The sequence below is a fragment of the Pseudomonas sp. PDM14 genome, from assembly GCF_014851905.1.
Classification (GTDB): Bacteria; Pseudomonadota; Gammaproteobacteria; order Pseudomonadales; family Pseudomonadaceae; genus Aquipseudomonas.
In genome coordinates, this window is the sequence record NZ_JACVAQ010000001.1 from 139,260 (window position 1) to 157,848 (window position 18,589).

At 66.8% G+C, this 18,589-nt stretch carries 17 protein-coding genes; 10 read left to right on the plus strand and 7 right to left on the minus strand.

Annotation, left to right across the window (positions count from 1 at the left end):
• Positions 1-47 precede the first annotated feature (47 nt).
• Both IB229_RS00525 and IB229_RS00530 read right to left on the minus strand, forming a co-directional pair.
• On the minus strand, positions 48-497 hold the full coding sequence (locus tag IB229_RS00525; RefSeq protein ID WP_192323871.1) for a carboxymuconolactone decarboxylase family protein: 450 nt from the start codon (positions 495-497) through the stop codon (positions 48-50).
• 382 nt (positions 498-879) lie between these two features.
• Positions 880-1,638 carry an IclR family transcriptional regulator gene (locus tag IB229_RS00530; protein WP_192323873.1) on the minus strand — a complete coding sequence of 253 codons (759 nt, stop codon included), beginning with the start codon at positions 1,636-1,638 and terminating at the stop codon, positions 880-882.
• Positions 1,639-1,771: 133 nt separating this feature from the next.
• On the opposite strand from IB229_RS00530, the gene IB229_RS00535 reads away from it, so the two are divergent.
• From IB229_RS00535 to IB229_RS00570, 8 genes are all read left to right on the plus strand, one after another.
• Positions 1,772-3,067, plus strand: coding sequence for an NAD(P)/FAD-dependent oxidoreductase (locus IB229_RS00535; RefSeq protein ID WP_225578886.1), 1,296 nt, complete (start codon positions 1,772-1,774; stop codon positions 3,065-3,067).
• Positions 3,068-3,428: 361 nt separating this feature from the next.
• On the plus strand, positions 3,429-4,295 hold the full coding sequence (gene purU / locus IB229_RS00540) for a formyltetrahydrofolate deformylase (protein WP_192323877.1): 867 nt from the start codon (positions 3,429-3,431) through the stop codon (positions 4,293-4,295).
• Entirely contained in the window at positions 4,292-5,203 is a 912-nt protein-coding gene (gene folD, locus IB229_RS00545) for a bifunctional methylenetetrahydrofolate dehydrogenase/methenyltetrahydrofolate cyclohydrolase FolD (RefSeq protein WP_192323879.1), read from the plus strand. Before purU ends, folD begins: the two co-directional genes overlap by 4 nt.
• Complete coding sequence (locus IB229_RS00550; RefSeq protein ID WP_192323881.1) at positions 5,185-6,426, plus strand: FAD-dependent oxidoreductase; 1,242 nt, start codon at positions 5,185-5,187, stop codon at positions 6,424-6,426. The genes folD and IB229_RS00550 overlap by 19 nt, the downstream gene beginning before the upstream one ends.
• Before the next feature lie 10 nt (positions 6,427-6,436).
• On the plus strand, positions 6,437-6,745 hold the full coding sequence (locus tag IB229_RS00555; RefSeq protein ID WP_192323883.1) for a sarcosine oxidase subunit delta: 309 nt from the start codon (positions 6,437-6,439) through the stop codon (positions 6,743-6,745).
• Between the two features lie 5 nt (positions 6,746-6,750).
• Positions 6,751-9,663, plus strand: a complete 2,913-nt coding sequence (locus IB229_RS00560; RefSeq protein ID WP_192329164.1) for a 2Fe-2S iron-sulfur cluster-binding protein — start codon at positions 6,751-6,753, stop codon at positions 9,661-9,663.
• Positions 9,664-9,665: 2 nt separating this feature from the next.
• On the plus strand, positions 9,666-10,337 hold the full coding sequence (locus tag IB229_RS00565; protein ID WP_192323885.1) for a sarcosine oxidase subunit gamma: 672 nt from the start codon (positions 9,666-9,668) through the stop codon (positions 10,335-10,337).
• 77 nt (positions 10,338-10,414) lie between these two features.
• Entirely contained in the window at positions 10,415-11,206 is a 792-nt protein-coding gene (locus IB229_RS00570; RefSeq protein WP_192323887.1) for an IclR family transcriptional regulator, read from the plus strand.
• Between the two features lie 175 nt (positions 11,207-11,381).
• On the opposite strand, the gene IB229_RS00575 is transcribed toward IB229_RS00570, so the two are convergent.
• Positions 11,382-12,308, minus strand: coding sequence for a LysR family transcriptional regulator (locus tag IB229_RS00575; RefSeq protein WP_192323889.1), 927 nt, complete (start codon positions 12,306-12,308; stop codon positions 11,382-11,384).
• Positions 12,309-12,452: 144 nt separating this feature from the next.
• Here IB229_RS00575 and IB229_RS00580 point away from each other — a divergent pair, with 144 nt between their 5' ends.
• Positions 12,453-12,854 (plus strand): RidA family protein, encoded by a 402-nt coding sequence (locus IB229_RS00580; protein ID WP_192323891.1) that lies wholly within the window; start codon positions 12,453-12,455, stop codon positions 12,852-12,854.
• 41 nt (positions 12,855-12,895) lie between these two features.
• Here the strand turns inward: IB229_RS00580 and IB229_RS00585 are convergent, their stop codons facing one another.
• Positions 12,896-13,771 (minus strand): phosphate/phosphite/phosphonate ABC transporter substrate-binding protein, encoded by an 876-nt coding sequence (locus tag IB229_RS00585; RefSeq protein ID WP_192323893.1) that lies wholly within the window; start codon positions 13,769-13,771, stop codon positions 12,896-12,898.
• The gene (locus IB229_RS00590) at positions 13,759-16,086 is read right to left on the minus strand and encodes a putative bifunctional diguanylate cyclase/phosphodiesterase (protein ID WP_192323895.1); all 2,328 of its coding nucleotides are present in this window, start codon (positions 16,084-16,086) and stop codon (positions 13,759-13,761) included. The genes IB229_RS00585 and IB229_RS00590 overlap by 13 nt, the downstream gene beginning before the upstream one ends.
• A gap of 338 nt (positions 16,087-16,424) precedes the next feature.
• On the opposite strand from IB229_RS00590, the gene IB229_RS00595 reads away from it, so the two are divergent.
• Entirely contained in the window at positions 16,425-16,640 is a 216-nt protein-coding gene (locus IB229_RS00595; RefSeq protein ID WP_192323897.1) for a hypothetical protein, read from the plus strand.
• Between the two features lie 6 nt (positions 16,641-16,646).
• On the opposite strand, the gene IB229_RS00600 is transcribed toward IB229_RS00595, so the two are convergent.
• Positions 16,647-17,219, minus strand: a complete 573-nt coding sequence (locus tag IB229_RS00600) for an HD domain-containing protein (RefSeq protein WP_192323899.1) — start codon at positions 17,217-17,219, stop codon at positions 16,647-16,649.
• Entirely contained in the window at positions 17,216-18,376 is a 1,161-nt protein-coding gene (locus tag IB229_RS00605) for a TIGR03364 family FAD-dependent oxidoreductase (RefSeq protein ID WP_192323901.1), read from the minus strand. The genes IB229_RS00600 and IB229_RS00605 overlap by 4 nt, the downstream gene beginning before the upstream one ends.
• Positions 18,377-18,589: the final 213 nt, after the last annotated feature.

Below are 18,589 nucleotides of genomic sequence, written 5' to 3' on the forward strand. Positions count from 1 at the left end.
GCTAGAGGCAGACCTTAGGCAGTGCTGCATGTCGGATGCCTATGCCATCAAGCTTTAGCGGCAGGCTTTAGACGGAAGCTGACGCCCATACGATTGAAAGCGTTCATCGCGGCGATGGCCGCTGTCAGGTCGACCAGATCCTTTTCCGTAAACATCGCCGATGCTGCTGTGTAGGCTTCGTCGGATACATGTGTCTCGCTTACCCGCGTGACTTCTTCTGCCCAAGCCAATGCTGAGCGCTCCTGATCCGAGAACAGGTATTGCGCTTCATGCCATACCGGTACTAACAGCACCTTGTCTACTGACATACCTTCTTTGATCAGATCACGCGAATGCAGATCGATGCAGTGGGCGCAGCCGTTGATTTGAGACACTCTGAGAAATATTAGGTGGATCAGCGGGGCTGGCAGATTAGTTCCGGTGGTCACGAAATGATGCAGACCTCCAAGGGACTTGGCTGCACCAGGCGAGGCTTCAAACCAATTGAGGCGGTTCATGAGTTGCTTTTCCTTTCTTTGAGACGATGAAGAAAGCGTGACATGCAGTTTCCGGCTGCCGAGTCGTGAGCTGAATTCCCGAAACAGGCTGTCTTTGGGGCTCAAAGCCCTCGGCGCTGCTGATGTGCAACGGACATACACGCTTAGAACCAATATTGGCGCTAAAGCGGACCGTGGTATTGATCCACTTTATGCTTAGTGCACTGATCCACTTTCCAGATGTTCATGCCATCCAATGCGACCCTTTTGGCCGTTAGCGGTTGGTAGGAACAATCGCAGTTTCGTAACCTGACATCAGCCACACATCTGACTTTCGTCAGTTCATCAGTCAATGTTCGGTGTTGACCGCTTGCTGCCCCCTCCCATCCCAGCCCAACCCTCACTATCCACTCAACTTATTAGCCAACACCTGCGCCTCCTCCTTCATCGCCAGCGCCAACGCCTTGCGCCTCGCCTCGGTCATTCGCGGACGCGCCAAAGCGCAGCTGAGTGCGCCGAGTGCTGGGCCATCGGCGAGCACGATGGGCACCGCCAACCCGGTGTAACCGGGTAGTCGGCGATCAGCCAGGCCGCTGGCGAAACCCAGGCGGTGCACGCTGTCCAGGCTGTCGGTGATCCGTTCGATTTCCAGGCCGTAGTCCAGGCGCAGCACTGCCGCATTGTGCTGCAGGATCTCGTTGCGTTCGGCCCGTGGCATGCGCGCCAGCAGCACCTGCGAGGCCTGCCCAACACCCATGGGGATGCGCCCGCCGACCGCACCGCTGTAGCTCTGCACCGGCTGTTCGCCGGTCAGCAGGTCCAGGCACAGCACGTGGTAGCCGTCCGGCACCAGCAGGAAAAAGCTGTCACCGAAACGCTGCGCCAGGCGCAACAGCACCGGGCGCGCCAGCTCGCGGATGGCGCTGGCATTGCCGGCCTGGGCGCCGAGCGCGAACAGTTCGTAGCCCAGCACATAGCGCCCGCGCTGCGCGGCCGGGCGCACGAAGCCCTGGCGGCGCAGGGCCTGTAACAGGCGGTAGACGGTCGGGCGCGAACAGCCACAGGCGTCGCACAGCTCATCCAGCGCGGCGCCCTGCACACCCGCGGTCGCGATGCGGCGTAATAGATGAAAGGCCCGCTCCAGGCTTTGGGTGCCGCTCATGCTGTTTCTCACATGCTGATAAAGAAGTGCCGGCGAATGCGGTGCAAGTTGCGCGCCGCCCGGGGCACGGCAAGCTCGGCGACAGGTTCTTTCGGTGCGCAGAACGCACCCTGCTTTGCCCTGGAGAATGCCCATGTACCCGCAGATCGAAACCGTCGATGGCAACAGCCACCTGCCCAGCGAAAGCGAAGTCGCCATCATCGGCGGCGGCATCATCGGCATCTGCACCGCCTATTGGCTGGCCGCGCGCGGCATTCCGGTGGTGCTCCTGGAAAAGGGCGTGATCGCCGGTGAGCAGTCCTCGCGCAACTGGGGCTGGTGCCGCAGCATGGGCCGCGACCTCGCGGAAATCCCCCTGGCCCTGGCCAGCCTGCAGCTGTGGCAGACCTGGCAGGATGCCTTTCCCGACGACCTCGGCTTTCGCCGCAGTGGTGTGCTCTACGCCTGTGAAACCCCGCAGCAGTTGCAGCAGCAGGCGGACTGGCTGCAGGCCGCCCGCCACTACGGCGCCGATGCCCATCTGCTGCAGCGCGATGACCTCAACCGGCAAATGCCGGATGGCCTGCGTGCCGGCTGGAGCGGTGCCCTGCACGCGCCAGCAGATGGCCGCGCCGAACCGCAGCAGGCCACGGCGGTAATTGCCCGCCAGGCGCAACGCCTGGGCGCCCGCCTGCTGACCGGTTGTGCGGTGCGCGGCCTGGATATAGAAGGCGGTCGCGTGGTCGGCCTGTTCACCGAGCGCGGCCGGCTGCGCTGCAACACCGTGGTGCTGGCCGGCGGCGCGTGGTCCTCGCTGTTCTGTCGTCAGCACGGCATCCGCCTGCCGCAGCTCAAGGTGATCGCCTCGGTCCTGCGCACCGCACCGATGCCCGGTGGCCCGGAGATCGCCGTGGGGGCCAGCCGCTATGCCTTTCGCAAACGCCAGGACGGCGGCTATACCATCGCCCAGCGCAACGGCAACCTGGCGCCGATCACCCCGGACAGCTTTCGCTACCTGCGCGATTTCCTTCCGGCGCTGGGCAAGCAGTACCGCGAGCTGCGCCTGCGCCTGGATCACCACTTCCTCGATGAATTGCGCCTGCCGCAGCGCTGGGCGATGGACCAGGCCAGCCCGTTCGAGGCCTGCCGGGTGCTCGACCCGCAGCCCTCGGCAAGCATCCTCGCTGAAGCCCGCCGCGAGCTGGCCAAGGCCTTTCCGTTCTTTCTCGACCTGCAGGTGGCGCAGAGCTGGGCCGGGGTGATGGACGTGACCCCGGACGCGATCCCGGTGATCGGCCCGGTCGACAGCCTGCCGGGCCTGCTGCTCTCCACCGGCTACTCCGGCCACGGCTTCGGCATCGCCCCGGGTGCAGGCCACCTGCTCGCCGACCTGATCACCGGCGCCACGCCCCTGGTCGATCCACAGCCGTTCCGCTTTTCGCAGCTGTGACCCTAGGGTGCGCTGTGCGCACCGGAAGGCACCGTGAGAACACCCGGTGCGCGCGGCGCACCCTACGAAGGACACCGTCCCGCGCCTCGCTGACCTTAGGGTGGATGGCGCTCTATCCATCCACCACGTCCACGCCCGGAACACATCGGGGGATCGATGAAGCGTGATCCACCCTACGCGGAGTCTATTTGTTTCCCTGAGGGATAAAAAAATTCCTTACAGGCATGGACACGAAGAATCCGTTCGCTTATAAAAACCACCAACACGAAAAATATATTCGCAGCAGTTAATTTTCTTCGCCAGCGAATAACCGATTCATTACTGAATATCTTCCTGCCGCCGCCCCCGCAGAGGACTCGACATGCAAGACGCCAAGAACCAGTACGTGATCAAGATCAGTTGCCCGGCCACCTCCGGCATCGTCGCCGCCGTCACGTCCTTCCTCGCCGAACGTGGTTGCTACATCAGCGAAATGGCGCAGTTCGACGATGAAGTCAGCGGCACCTTCTTCATGCGCGCGGTGTTCCGCTTCAACGCCGGTTACGAAGATCAACTCGCCCAGGTGCAGGCCGGTTTTGCCGACGTGGCCACCGCCTTCCAGATGACCTGGGAGCTGTTCAGCGCCAGCACGCCGATGCGCGTACTGCTGATGGTAAGCAAATACGACCATTGCCTCTCCGACCTGCTGTACCGCTACCACAAGGGTGAGATGCACATGCAGATCACCGCCATCGTCTCCAACCACCTCGACTTGCGGCCGATGGCCGAGCGCGAAGGCATCCGCTTCATCTACCTGCCGGTGACCAAGGACACCAAGGCCCAGCAGGAAGCCGAGCTGATGAAGATCGTCGACGAAACCAAGACCGACCTGGTGGTGCTGGCGCGCTACATGCAGATTCTCTCCGACGACCTGTGCAAGCAGCTCTCCGGCCGCGCGATCAACATCCACCACTCCTTCCTCCCCGGCTTCAAGGGCGCCAAGCCCTACCACCAGGCCTACGAGCGCGGCGTGAAGCTGATCGGTGCCACCGCGCACTACGTCACCTCCGACCTCGACGAAGGCCCGATCATCGAGCAGGAAGTGCAGCGCGTGGACCACAACTACGCCCCAGAGGCGCTGGTCGCCGTGGGCCGTGACACGGAAACCGTGGCCCTGTCCAAGGCGGTGAAATACCACCTGGAGCACCGCGTGTTCCTCAACCACGACAAGACGGTGATCTTCCGATGAGTGCCCAGCTGATCGACGGCAAGGCGGCCTCCGCCCAGGTGCTCGCCGAGGTCGCGGCCGATGTCGCGCTGCTCAAGGCCGAAGGCATCGAGCCGGCGCTGGCGGTGGTGCTGGTTGGCGATGACCCGGCCAGCCATGTCTACGTGCGCAACAAGGTGCTGCGCGCCGGCGAGGTCGGCATTCTTTCCCTGGAACATCGCCTGCCGGCCGACACCACCGCGGCAGCGGTGCTCGAGGTGATCACCGCGCTCAACGCCGATCCGGCGGTGCACGGCATCCTCGTGCAACTGCCGCTGCCGTCGCACATCGACGAAAACCTGGTGCTGCAGGCCATCGACCCGCGCAAGGACGTCGACGGTTTCCACAGCGAGAACGTCGGCGGCCTCAGCCAGGGCCGCGCGGTGCTCACGCCGTGCACCCCGGCCGGCTGCATGCGTCTGCTGCGCGACACCCTCGGCGACCTGCGCGGCAAGCACGCCGTGGTGATCGGCCGCTCGAACATCGTCGGCAAGCCGATGGCCGCCCTGCTGCTGGCCGCCGACTGCACCGTCACCGTGCTGCACTCGCGCAGCAACAAACCGCAGAAGCTCAGCGGCCAGGCCGACATCGTGATCGCCGCCGTCGGCCGCCCGCGGATGATCGGCGCCGACTGGATCAAGCCCGGCGCGGTGGTAATCGACGTCGGCATCAACCGCATCGAGGAAGACGGGCGCAATCGTTTGGTCGGCGATGTCGACTTCGACGCCGTGCTGCCCATCGCCGCGGCCATCACCCCGGTGCCGGGTGGCGTCGGCCCGATGACCATCGCCCTGCTGATGCAGAACACCGTCACTGCCGCTCGCCAGCAGCAATCTGCAACGTCGGCCCTCGCGGCCGCTGAGGAGTCCGCATGCCCTTCGGTCTGCTGAAGTACGGCCTGTCCTCGGAGTACCCGGTCGAGGTCGATCTGCCGGCGCCCAAGGAACTCAAGTCGGCCTATGACGTGGTCATCGTCGGTGCCGGCGGCCACGGCCTGGCCACCGCCTACTACCTCGCCAAGTACCACGGCGTGACCAACATCGCGGTGCTGGAGAAGTCCTACCTGGGCGCCGGCAACACCGCGCGCAACACCGCGGTGATCCGCTCCAACTACCTGACCAGCGAGGGCGTCCGCTTCTATGCCGAGTCGGTGAAGATGTTCAAGAACCTCTCCAACGAGTTCGACTTCAACATCATGTATTCCGAGCGCGGCCAACTGACCCTGGCGCACACCGACGCCACCGTGCGCGCGTTCCGCCAGCGCGCCGAAGTGAACAAGCACTTCGGCGGGCGCACCGAGATGATCGACCGCCAGCAGATCCGCGAGCTGGTGCCGACCCTCAACCTCGACCCCGGCCACCTGCCGGTGCTCGCCGGACTCTGGCACATCGATGGCGCCACCGCGCGCCACGATGCCGTGGCCTGGGGCTACGCCAAGCAGGCGGCCAAGCGCGGCGTGGAGATCCACCAGCTCACCGAGGTGCAGGATTTCGTCGTCGACAACGGCCGCGTCACCGCGGTGAAGACCAACCGCGGCACCGTGCAGTGCGGTTGCGTGGTGCAGGCCATCGCCGGGCACAGCTCGCTGCTGATGAACAAGCTGGGCATCCGCGCGCCGATCCACAGCTACCCGCTGCAGGCGATGGTGACCCAGCCGTTCAAACCCTTCCTCGACCCGCTGGTGAGTTCGTCCGCCCTGCACTGCTACGTGCAGCAGACCGGCCGTGGCGAAGTGGTGATCGGCGGCGGTTCCGACCCCTACCCGCTGTACAACACGCGCTCGACCCTGGACCTCAAGGAAAGCCTGCTGGCCCACGCCATCGACATGTTCCCGTTCCTCGCCAACGCCAAGCTGATGCGCCAGTGGGCGGGGATCACCGACATGACCCCTGACTACAGCCCGATCATGGGTCGCTCGCCGCTGGCCAACTACTACCTCGATGCCGGCTGGGGCACCTGGGGCTTCAAGGCCACGCCGATCTGCGGCTGGACCATGGCCGAGCTGGTCGCCAGCGGCGGCAAGACGCCCGAGCTGATCAAGCCCTTTGCCCTGGAGCGCTTCTCGACCTTCAAGCAGGTCAACGAGATGGGCGCCACGGCGGCCAGTCACTGAGGATCATCCGATGAAAGTCATGCCCTGCCCCCTGAACGGCCCGCGCAACATCAGCGAATTCACCTACGGCGGCGAGTTCAAGCCGATGCCCGACCCGACCACCTGCAGCGACGCCGAGTGGGCCGACTATGTGTTCAACAGCGAGAACCGCGCCGGCGTGGTTATCGAGTGGTGGATGCACAACGCCTCCAGCTACTGGTTCCTCGCCGAACGCCATACCGTCAGCGACGAGATCCTGCGCACCTTCGACCCGCGCGAAGTGTTCACCCAGCGCGTCGACTTCGCCACCCCGGCCAAGCCCCAGGAGGTCGCCGTATGAGCACCCTGACCCGCCTGCCGGCCCCTCTGGGCCTGCTGATCGATCGCAACCAGCCGCTGACCTTCGACTTCGACGGTACCGCCTACCAGGGCCTCGCCGGCGACAGCATCGCCAGCGCCCTGCTGGCCAACGGCCGCTGGCTGCTCTCGCGCTCGTTCAAGTACCACCGCCCACGCGGCCCGCTGACCATGGCAGGGCAGGACGCCAACACCCTGGTGCAACTGCCGCAAGAACCCAACGTGCTCGCCGACCTGCAGCCCCTGGCGGCCGGCATCGCCGTCGCCGGGCAGAACTACGCCGGCAGCCTGGACCACGACCGTGACGCCCTGCTCGGCCACTTCTCCAAGTTCATGCCGGTGGGCTTCTACTACCGCTCGTTCTACAAGCCGCGTGGCGTGTGGAAGATCTGGGAGCCGCTGATCCGCAAGAAGGCCGGCCTCGGTGTGCTCGACCTGAAATTCCAGCCGCAGTACCACGACAAGGCCTTCCTCTTCGTCGACCTGGCCGTGGTCGGTGCCGGCCCCGCCGGCCTGGCTGCCGCGCTGGCCGCGGCCAACGCCGGTGCCAAGGTGCTACTGATCGAACAGCAGCCCTACCTCGGCGGCTCGCTGGCCTGGGCCCGCTTCGATGCCGACGGCGTGCGTGCCACACAGACCCGCGACGAGCTGCTCGCCGCCGTCGAGCAGCACGCCAACATCCGCATCCTCAAGGACGCCACCTGCAACGCCTGGTTCACCGAGCACTTCCTGCCGGTTATCCAGGGCAACCGCCTGTACAAGGTGCGGGCGCGGCAGTGCATCGTCGCCGCCGGTGCCTTCGACCAGCCGGTGGTGTTCCGCAACAACGACCTGCCCGGCGTGGTGCTGACCAGCGCCGCCCAGCGCCTGATCAAGCTCTACGCGGTGAAGCCCGGCAAGCGCGCCGTGCTGCTGACCGGCAACGACGACGGCTATCTCGCCGCCCTCGACCTGCACGAAGCCGGCGTTGAAGTCGCCGCCCTGGTCGACATGCGCGCCCAGCCGGCCGACGGCAGCCTGGTCACCGCCCTGCAAACGCGCGGCATCACCTGCCATGCCGGCAGCACCGTGTACGAGGCGCTGGCCGACAAGGGCAACCGCCACCTCAGCGGCGTCGACGTGCGCCGCATCGTCGCCGAGGGCGAAGTGGCCGCGGACAGCGTGCGCATCGACTGCGACCTGCTGTGCATGTCCTCCGGCTACATGCCGACCTACCAGCTGCTCTGCCAGGCCGGCGGCAAGCTGGCCTACGACGATCAGGCCGCCGCGTTCACCCTCAGCGGCCTGCCCGCCGGGCTGCAGGTCGCCGGTTCGGCCAACGGCCGCCACGACCTCGACAACGTCCTGCGCGACGGTGCCCGTAGCGCCGCCATCGCGCTCCAGGCGCTCGGCCTGCAAGCACCGGTCGGCGACGACAGCTTCAGCAGCGAAGCCTCGGTCAACTTCCCCTGGCCGATCTTCCCCCATCCGCAGGGCAAGGATTTCGTCGACTTCGATGAAGACCTGCAGGTGCGCGACATCATCAACGCCACCCGTCACGGCTACCGCGACGTGCAGCTGGTCAAGCGCTTCTCCACCGTCGGCATGGGCCCCTCGCAGGGTCGTCACTCCGCGCTGCCAACCGCGCGTCTGGTGGCCAAGGCCACCCAGCGCAGCGTCAGCGAAACCGGCGTGACCACTGCCCGCCCGCCCTTCGTTGCGGAGAAGCTGGCACACGTCGCCGGCCGCGGTTTCGACCCGTACCGGCAGACCGCTATGCATCGCCGCCACCTCGAACTCGGCGCCAAGATGATGCCCGCCGGGGTCTGGCAGCGCCCGGCCTACTACGGCAAGGCCGAGGACCGTGACGCCTGCATGCAGGCCGAGGCGCGCCATGTGCGCGAGAAGGTCGGCCTGATCGACGTGTCCACCCTCGGCGGCCTCGACGTGCGCGGCCCGGATGCCGCCGAGCTGCTCAACCGCCTCTACACCTTCGCCTTCGCCAAGCAGCCGGTGGGCCGTTCGCGCTACGCGCTGATGACCAACGAGCACGGCGTGGTGATCGACGATGGCGTGTGCGCGCGCTTCGCCGACAACCACTTCTACGTCACCGCCACCACCAGCGGCGTCGACCGCATCTACCAGCAGATGCTCAAGTGGAACGCGCAGTGGCGCCTGGACGTGGACATCACCAACGTCACCGCCGCGCTGGCCGCCGTCAACCTGGCCGGACCGGATGCACGCCAGGTGCTGCAGACCCTGTGCAGCGATGTCGACCTGTCCGCCGAGGGCTTCCCCTACCTCGGCGTGCGCCTGGGCAGCATCACCCTGGCCAGCGACCTGAGCATTCCGGTACGCCTGCTGCGCGTCGGCTTCGTCGGCGAACTGGGCTACGAACTGCACGTACCGGCGCGTTACGGCGAGGCGCTGTGGGACGCCCTGATGGCAGCCGGCAAGGCCTTCGACATCCGTCCCTTCGGCGTCGAGACCCAGCGCCTGCTGCGCCTGGAAAAGGGCCATGTGATCATCAGCCAGGACACCGACGGCATGACCCACCCGGCGGAGATCGACATGGGCTGGGCCATCGCCCGCAGCAAGCCGTTCTTCGTCGGCAAGCGCTCGGTGGAAATTCTCGAGGCACAGCCGATCACCCGCAAGCTGGTCGGCTTCAGCCTGCCCAAGGGCAGCAGCCAGCCGCTGGAGGGCCACCTGGTGCTCAAGGGCGACGACATCAGCGGCAACGTCACGTCCTGCGAGTACTCGCAGAGCCTCGGCCAGATCATCGGCCTGGCCTACTGCGCGGCCGACCAGGCCACGCCCGGCCAGCGCATCCCGATCCGCGTCGAAGGCGGCGAGATGGTGCAGGCCACGGTGGTGAAACTGCCGTTCTACGACCCGGACAACCAGCGCCAGGAGCTGTGACGATGAATATCCAAGCCGAACACTTCAGTGAACGCAGCCCCATCCACACCCTGCACGGCGCGGCCCAGCTGGGCCGCATCGGCAACAGCTGCGTGGTCAACGCCTACACCGACGACGAAGCAGCCGCCGCTGCGCGCTGCGGCCTGCTCGACCTGAGCAACCTGCCGCGCGTGGGCTTTCGTGGCACGGCCGCCGCCAGCTACCTCGGCCTGCGCGGCTACGTGCTGCCGGAGGCGCCCAACCAAGCGCAGGCCCAGGTCGATGGCGGCGCGGTGCTGCGCCTGTCGCAGACCGAGTACCTGCTGCTCGGCAGCCTGCTCGACGCCGGCGCGCGCATCGCCGAGGAAGAACGCAGCTGGCACCTCGACGGCGCCAACTACCTGCTGCCGCGCCAGGACAGCCACGCCTGGCTACTGCTGACCGGCGAGCACTGCGCCGAGGTGATGGCCAAGCTGTGCGGCGTCGACCTGCGCAGCCAGGCCTTCCCGGTCGGCGCCGTGGCGCAGACCTCGGCCGCGCGCATCAACGTCATCGTCGCCAACCTGCCGCAAGGCGAGCTGCCGTGCTTGCACATCCTCTGCGACCGCGCCTCCGCCCACTACTTCTGGGGCGCGCTGCTGGATGCCATGCAGGAGTTCGGCGGGCAGCCGGTGGGAATCGACGCGCTGCCGTGAGCTTGCGGCTGAATGTTTCTGACCCGGCGCGGGCGACCGCGCACAGAGTGAGCGAAACAAACACCCCGGAGAACCACATGGGTGCCTACGAAGAAGAACCGGATCGCGACACCGACTACCGCGTACCCGCCCTGCAGCGCGGGCTGAACATCGTGCAGATGTTCAACGCCAGCGAGCGCACGCTGAGCACCAACGAGATTGCCGACCGTCTCGGCGTCAGCGTCTCGGCGATCTACCGCATCGTCTTCACGCTCACCGAGATGGGCTACCTGCGCAAGCTCGGCAAGAACAGCTACGAACTCGGCCCGCAGGTGCTCTGCGACGGCTATTCGTACCTGGCCAGCCGCGACCTGGTGGACATCGCGATGCCGCACCTCAACGCGCTGCGCGACCGCACTTCGCTGTCCTGCCACCTGTCGATCCGCGAGCAGACCGACAGCCTGTACATCTACCGCGCCTTCGCCGCCCAGCGCCTCTCGGTGAACATCCCCATCGGCACGCGCATTCCCTGTCACTGCACCGCGATGGGCCGCATGCTGCTCAGCGGCCTGTCGCCCACGCAGCTGGATGCGCTGTACCAGCACGTGCGCCTGGACGACTACCCGCCACCGGCGCCGAAGACCCTGCCGGAACTGCACCAGCTGCTCGACCGTGACCGTGAGCGCGGCTGGGTGCTGCACCGCTCCGACTACTCCACCGCCATCGCCTGCGCGGTGTACAACCACCGCGGCGAAGTGGCCGCAGCGATCAACCTGTCCGGCCCGGAAGCGGTGATGGACAGCCCCGTGGCGCGCGAACACTACCGCGCCAGCCTGGACCTCTGTGCCCAGGCGATCTCCCGCGAACTGGGCGCGCGACTGCCCGCCTGAGCCGCGCCAACGCTGGCACTGCGCCACCCGTGCGGCGACCGGTCACGCCGGCGTGGCCGCACGGGCGCCTATACTGCCCGCCTCTGCCCACCGGTCGGCGCGCATCGGGCAAGGAAGCCGACCGGACCGGGCAGTCCCCCCGCCCGCTCGCCGGCACCTGCGAGAACAGGCGCGCTCAGCGCCCGTGACGGTCGATGACCGGCGCATGCTGCGCCGTCAGCTCGGCCACCCACTCGATGAACACCCGCAGCTTGAGGCTGATGTGCCGGTTCGGCGCAAACGCCACGTACATCGGCATCGACTCCAGGCGCCAGTCCTCGAACAGCGGCAGCAGCTCGCCCTGCGCCACGTGCTCCCGGGCCATGTAGGCCGGCAGCCAGAGAATGCCCATGCCGGCGAGACCGGCGGCGAGGTAGGCATTGCCGTCGTCGACCGCCACCACGTAGCGCCCATTGATCTGCAGGCTTTCATCGCCACGTCGCATGGCGTAGGGCAACGCCTTGCCGGTACGCGCCCAGAGGAAGCCGACGACGCGGTGCACCGAGTCCTCCAGCTCGCGCGGGTGCGCTGGCGCGCCCAAACGGGCGAGGTAGCTGGGCGCCGCATAGACGCCCAGCTGCAGGTCACCGATGCGCCGCGCCATCAGCGACTGGTCCGTCAGCTCGCCGCCGCGCACCACGCAATCGACCTTCTCGCCGATCAGGTCGACGATGCGGTCGCTGACGCCCAGGTCGAGCTGGATGTCCGGGTAGCGCGCATGGAAATCCGGTAGCGCCGGCACCAGGATCATCCGCGCGAACGGGCTGGGCACATCCACGCGCAGGCGCCCGCGGGGCTGCGCCGAAGCGCCGGAGAGGCTGGTCTCGGCATCGTCGAGGTCATCCAGCAGGCGCACCACGCGCTCGTAGTACACCGCCCCGTCGGCAGTCAGGTTGACCTTGCGCGTGGTGCGGTTGAGCAGCTTCACCCGCAGGCGCGCCTCCAGCTGCTGGACCAGCTGGGTGACGCTGGTCTTGCTCATGTGCAGCGTCTCGGCGGCCTTGGTGAAGCTGCCCGCCTCCACCACCCGCGCGAACGCCTGCATCGCATCGAAACGGTCCATGGCAGCCTCAATACCCGTTGGATTGTTTGGATTTCACAAACAGTGATGAACACGGTTGCGCGTTTATCCGCCGGGCACAAGCCGCTAGAGTTCTCTCCATCGTCAACTTCGGGTCGTCCACGACCCACCGATGGAGATACCCCCATGACTCAGCGCGACGTTGTTTTCCCCGCAGGCCGCCAGGCGCTCTACGAGCGCAACCGCTACTCGCCGGCAATCCGTTCCAATGGCTTTCTGTTCGTCTCGGGCCAGGTCGGCAGCAAAGCCGACGGCTCGCCCGAGGCCGACCTGGAAACCCAGGTGCGCACCGCCTTCAACAACCTCAACGCGATCCTCGCCGCTGCCGGCAGCTCGTTCGACGACGTGGTCGACGTCACCGTGTTCATCGTCGACCCGCAGTCGACGTTCGAGAGGATCTGGAGTGTTGTCGTGTCGGAGTTCTGGGGCAGCGCGCCGCACCCGACCGTGACCGCGGTCGGCGTGACCTGGCTGTACGGCTTCGACTTCGAGATCAAGGTGATCGCCAAGCTGCCGGACGCCACCTGACGCGGCTGGCGCGCCCCCTGCGATAGCGGGCGCGCCAACGGCTACGGGGCGGGGCTTTGCGCCTGCATCATGCGCAGCAGCGGCGCGTACTCGGCGTGGCTGACCGGGGCCAGGCCGGTGGCATGCTGGGAGGCGAAGAACGCCTCCAGGCCCTGCGGCTGGTCCAGCATCACCGTGCGGATGCGCGCCTTCAGCGCCGGGCAGAGGCTGCCGCTGAACACGTACGGGTCGTAGTAGATCCGCTCGGAACGCCACAGCACGTTCAGGGTTTCGTTGCCGATCCTGCCACTGTTGAAGTAGGCGTCGGCGCGCACGCTGGCGACGAAGGCGGCGTCCACCCTGCCCTCCAGCACGGCATCCAGCGACTTGTCGTGGGAGCCGCTGTACACCACCGAAGCGAAGAACGCGCCGAGTGGTTGGCCGACCGCCGCGGAAAACTCGCTGTTGGGCACCACGCTGCCCGAGGTGCTGGCCGGGTCGCTCAGCGCCACGCGGCTGCCACGCAGGGCTTCGAGGCTGCGCGCGCCCTCGCGACGCGTCAGCAGCAGCGCCTGGTAATGATGCCCGGCCGGGGTGAAGTGGCCCTGTTCGATGGCCAGGCTGGCGAACGGCTCGACACGTGGATCGCGCTGGTAGGCCATGAGGTAGGACGCCGGGCCAAGCCAGGCGATGTCCACGCCGCCGGAAACGATGGCGTCGATCACGCTCTCGTAGGACGACATCGAGACGATCTCGACCGGCATGCCCAGCTCGCGGCGCAGGCGCTGCAACAGCGGCTGATATTCGCGTACCAGCACATCCATGCTCTTCTTCGGGATCACCGCCAGGCGCAGGCTCTGCTGCCTGCAATCGGCCTGCGCGGTGCCCAGCAGAGTCAGCAACAGCATCAGCCCGACGAAAATCTTCACTGCACGCATACGCTGCCCCTGGCATTGATGAAGGGTTCGAATTCACGAAGTTGCGCGGCCGACATCGGCCGACTGAAGTGATAGCCCTGGGCGACATCGCAGCCGGCGAGCTTGAGGTAGACCACCTGCTCGCGCGTCTCCACGCCCTCGGCCACCACCTCCAGGCCCAGGCGCTTGGCCAGGATGATGGTCGACGACACGATCGGGCTGTCGTCGTGGCTGTTGGACAACGGCGCGATGAGCGCACGGTCGATCTTCAGCTTGCTCAGCGGCAGCGACTGCAGGTGGGCGAAGCCGGCGTAGCCCTGGCCGAAGTCGTCGAGGCTGATGCCCAGGCCGGCCGTGCGCAGGCGACGCAGATGCTCGATGGCCAGGCCTTCGTCGTCGAGCACCGTGGTCTCGGTGATCTCCAGTTCCAGGCGCTGCGGTTCGATCCCGTGGCGCTCCAGTTCGTGCAGCAGGCGCTCGCTGAAATCGGCCTGGCGCAGCTGCAGCACCGAGACGTTCACCGCCAGCTGCGTTTCCACGCCCTGCGCCTGCCAGCGCACCAGCTCCTCCAGCGCCAGGCGCACCACCTCCCAGCCGAGGGCGACGATGAAACCGCTGCCTTCGGCCATGGCGATGAAGCGGTCCGGATAGAGCAGGCCGAACTCGGGGTGCTGCCAGCGCACCAGCGCCTCGTAGCCACCGACGTGCATCGTGTCCAGGCGGATCTGCGGCTGGTAATGCAGCACGAACTGGCGCTCGCTCAAGGCTGCGGCGAAGGCCTGTTCGAGGATGAAACCCTCGACGTCCGAGACGTTCAGCGACGGATCGAAGAAGCGGTACTGGCCGCGCCCGGCTTGCTTGGCCGAGTACATGGCCGCATCCGCGCAGCGGATCAGGCTGTCCACATCCTGGCCGTCGCGCGGGCAGATACCGACGCCGACGCTGGGGCTGGTGCTGACTTCCTGATCATCCAGCGAATAGATTTCCGAGAGTTTCCTGACCAGCGCGCGGACCCAGCTGTCGATCTGCTCCTCGCTGCGTTCGCCGGCCAGCAGCACGACGAACTCGTCGCCACCGAAGCGCGCGGCTTCGTCGCCCGGCTCCAGCAAACGGCCGATGCGCCCGGCGATGGCCTGCAGCAACAGGTCGCCGATGCGATGGCCAAGGCTGTCGTTGATCGACTTGAAACGGTCCATGTCGATGAACAGGATCGCCATCAGCCGGCGCTTGCCGCGCTGCTGGGTGAGCGCCTGGCTGGCGACCTCCATGAACTGGCGGCGGTTGTGCAGGCCACTGAGGTGATCGGTGGCCGCGGCGTGGCTGCTGCGCCGGTGCTCTTCCTCCAGACGGCCGATCAGCTGCTGGTTGACCCGTTGCGCCTCCTCCAGCGCCTGGAAGGCTTCCTGGCGCTTGTGCAGCACGCGCAGGGTCCAGACCAGCGTGCCGAGGATCAGCAGCGTCATGCACAGGTTCAGCCAGAACTGGCGGCCGTAGGTGAGCAGGTGCGAGGCGAGGATTTCCTCGTGGCCCTGGCTGACCATTACGCTGAAGCCGCGGTGCGGCATGCGCCGGTACAGGCTCTGGTACTCCGCGCCCGGTGCGTAGAGGGTCATGCGCCCGGACTCCTCGGCATTCGCCGGGATGTCCGGGGCCAGGGCCGCACCGGCGATCACCACGCCGCTGCTGCTGATGCGCAGGCGTTCGTGGCCGGCTCCGTCGAGCAGGCGCATCAGGCCACTGGTGCCCAGGTCGATGTGCTGGAACAGCACCGCCAGGTAGCCGATGTCCAGTTGCACCAGCAGGATGCTGTCCAGCTCCCGCGAGGCCGGGTCGCTCAGTGGCAGGAGAAACGGCAGGCGCCAGTTCGGCAGCCCGTTGCTCTGCTGCGCTTGTGACAGGCGCGGCAGCAACGGCTTGAACCCATGCTGAGCGGTGTGTGCCTGCAACTGCGCCAGCCAGTCCGCCGGCAGTTGCTGCGCCTCATCGGTATGGCTCGACGACAGCAGGCGGCCGTCGCGGTCGTACAGGCTCATGCGCTTGAGCACCGGGTCCTCGGCGAGCATGCGCACCATGCTGCGATGCTCGGGCTTGAGGCCGCCGTTATCGCTCTGGGTGACGGTGCCGATGGCCTGGGCCCGGTCGACCAGCTGACGCAGGTTCTCCGCGATGATGCTGGCCAGGTTGAGGTGCTCGGCCGCCTTGGCGGCGAAGGCCTCGTCACGCGAGGTCGCCTTCTGCTGGAAGTACAGGCCCCAGAGAAACGCCAGCGTCGCTGCACACAGCGTGAGGAGCAGCAACTGCAGGAACCTGGGCGAGGAAAAGAATCGGTGGATCACTGCTTATCTTCCAACCGAGTGGTGATGGCAACGTACTGGCGCGAAGTTACGCTCCGGTGACACCCGATCCAGACGCGCCGACGTCAGGCACGTGAAAGATCCGGGCGAAAAAAAAGCCAACCTGCGAGTTGGCCTTAACAGGTGGCGGGCCACCTGGATGAATCAGCACCACCTACCCTGCGGTAGGGTTCGCGTACTGTCACACCACAACATTGCAGAAACATGACAGGCGCGCGACGGTGGAAACGGCGACGCGCGGCTGGCGATGCGACGGCTGAAACGTCAGCGCAACATTGCTCCGCTAGCTTACGGCGCCTGACCCACACAGGTACCGTACCGTGAGCAGTTCACACCGCCGAATCCGCAAGACCCTCGATACCGTCGCGTTCAACAACGAAAGCGCCGCGCTGGCCGTGATGCGCGCGGCGGAACGGGCGACCTGCGATGTCCTGCGCCAGCAGTTGCTCAACGTCGTCCACAGCCTCAACCAGGATGCGGACGAATTGCGTCAGGTGCGGGAAAACTTCACCGGCGAAGCACGCAAGATCGCCTGACGCGCCTCAGGCCGGCAGCGCAGCACGGTGCACCCGCAAGGCCAGTTGCTGCAATGCGTCGAGATCGGGCAGCGGCAAGCCCGGCACCTTGGCCGCTTCGTCCCAGCGGCGCAGGCGCAGGCTGTCGGCAAACCAGGGATCGACCTCGAACACCCCCGCCTCGATTTCCGTCATCGGCCCTCCCTGCCAGGCCAGCGTCTGCCGGCTCGCCGGGCTCAGCCCGGCCAGGTACGCAGCGTCCCGCCAGCACAGGTAGCGTTTGGCCTGCACATGGCGTTCGACCAGCCCGCACAGGCGTGGGGAAAACCCCAGCCCGCGCAGCCAGCGCGCGCCCACGCGCTCGTGCCCCTTGCGCCCCAGGTCGGCCATCGCATTGTGCGCACTGGGCGGCACGCAGAAGTGGCCGACGTCATGGCAGAACGCCGCGAGAATCAGCTCCTCGTCGGCGCCTGCGACACGCGCCAGTTCGGCGGCCTGCACCATGTGCTCGAGCTGGCTGACGCACTCGCCGATGTAGCTGGCGCCCGCCTGCTGCCGGCACAGGGCGAACAGCTCGTGCACCGCCGCCTCGGCCTTCATGCGGCAGAGGCACGCGGCCAGGCCGCCTCACCGAGCAGCGCGGCCACCGTGCGCTCGCCCAGCGCCAGGCCGACGCTCATGCCCAGGCCGGTGTGCATCAGCACCGCGGTCACACCTTCCGCCGCCGTGAGCACGCTGAACGGCCCCGGCCCGCGCGCGCCATACACGCCCTGCCAGCGTTCGAGCACCTCGATCTTGCCGCCCAGGGTGTGCTCGGCGAGGTCGATGAGGATGCGGTCCACCGCTTCGGCGTTGAACGGCGAGGCGTCGCTGGCGTAGTCGTGGGAGTCGCCGATGATCAGCTCGCCATAGGGCGTGGGGCTGATCAGCAGGTGAATGCCGTGGGTTTCCAGTTCCGGCTGGGTGGCGCGGATCTCGGCACGGATGGCCTCGGCTTCCGGCAGGTCGGCGAAGGCGCCGTAATGCACGCAGCTGAGCCCGGTGAGCACGGCATGCTGCAGATCCAGCGGTTTGTGCGGACGCGCACGGAGCATCTGCAGGCCGCAGACCTGCGGTTGCAGACGGGCGATCTGCTCGGCCAGCAGGGTCTGGTAGTCATGCCCGGAGCAGACCACGATGTGCTTGGCGCTGAAACGCCCGGCGCTGGTCAGCGCACTGCCGCTTTCCACATCGCGCACCAGGGTGGAGAAATGGAACTCGACGCCGAGGTCCCGCGCCAGGTGCGTGACGATCTGCGGCAGCGCCTCGCGCGAGTACAGCTGCTGGTCATCCAGGCCATGTAGTGCCGCCCGGTGATGGGCGAAGCGGCCGTCGTACAGCGCGCTCAGTTCGGCGCCGCGCAGCAGCTCGGTGCGGTAGCCCAGCTCGGCGCCACGGCCGGCGACGAAGGCCTCCAGCAGCGCCTCCTCGGTCTCGGTGCGGGCAAACAGCAGCGAACCCTTGCGGTGCAGGTTCAGGCCGACGGCCTGGCCCAGTTCGCCCCACAGGCCATGGGCCTGGCGCGCCAGGTTGAGCATGGCGCCCGGCGCCTGGCCACCGACCAGGGCCTGGCCGAAATTGCGCACCGAGGCGCCCAGCGGCGTGTGGGTACGTTCGAATACCTTGACCTTGAGGCCGCGCTTGGCGCCGGCCCAGGCATGGGCCAGGCCGAGGATACCGGCGCCGACGATCAGCAGATCGCAGTCATGCTGAGACATAAATAACTCCTGGAGTTGGCTGATAGGCAACGCAGCCGCAGGGTGGATGCCGCGCAGCACATCCACCGGACCGCAGTGGAAACGCTGCGCGGTTTTCCACGGGGGTGGCCATCCACCCTACGAGCGGCTAAAAAACCTAAAACGTCGCGAGCGAAGGTCAGGCAAGGCCTTCTAATACCAGAGCAGGCAAGCAAGCGGAGTTGGCTGTAGCCA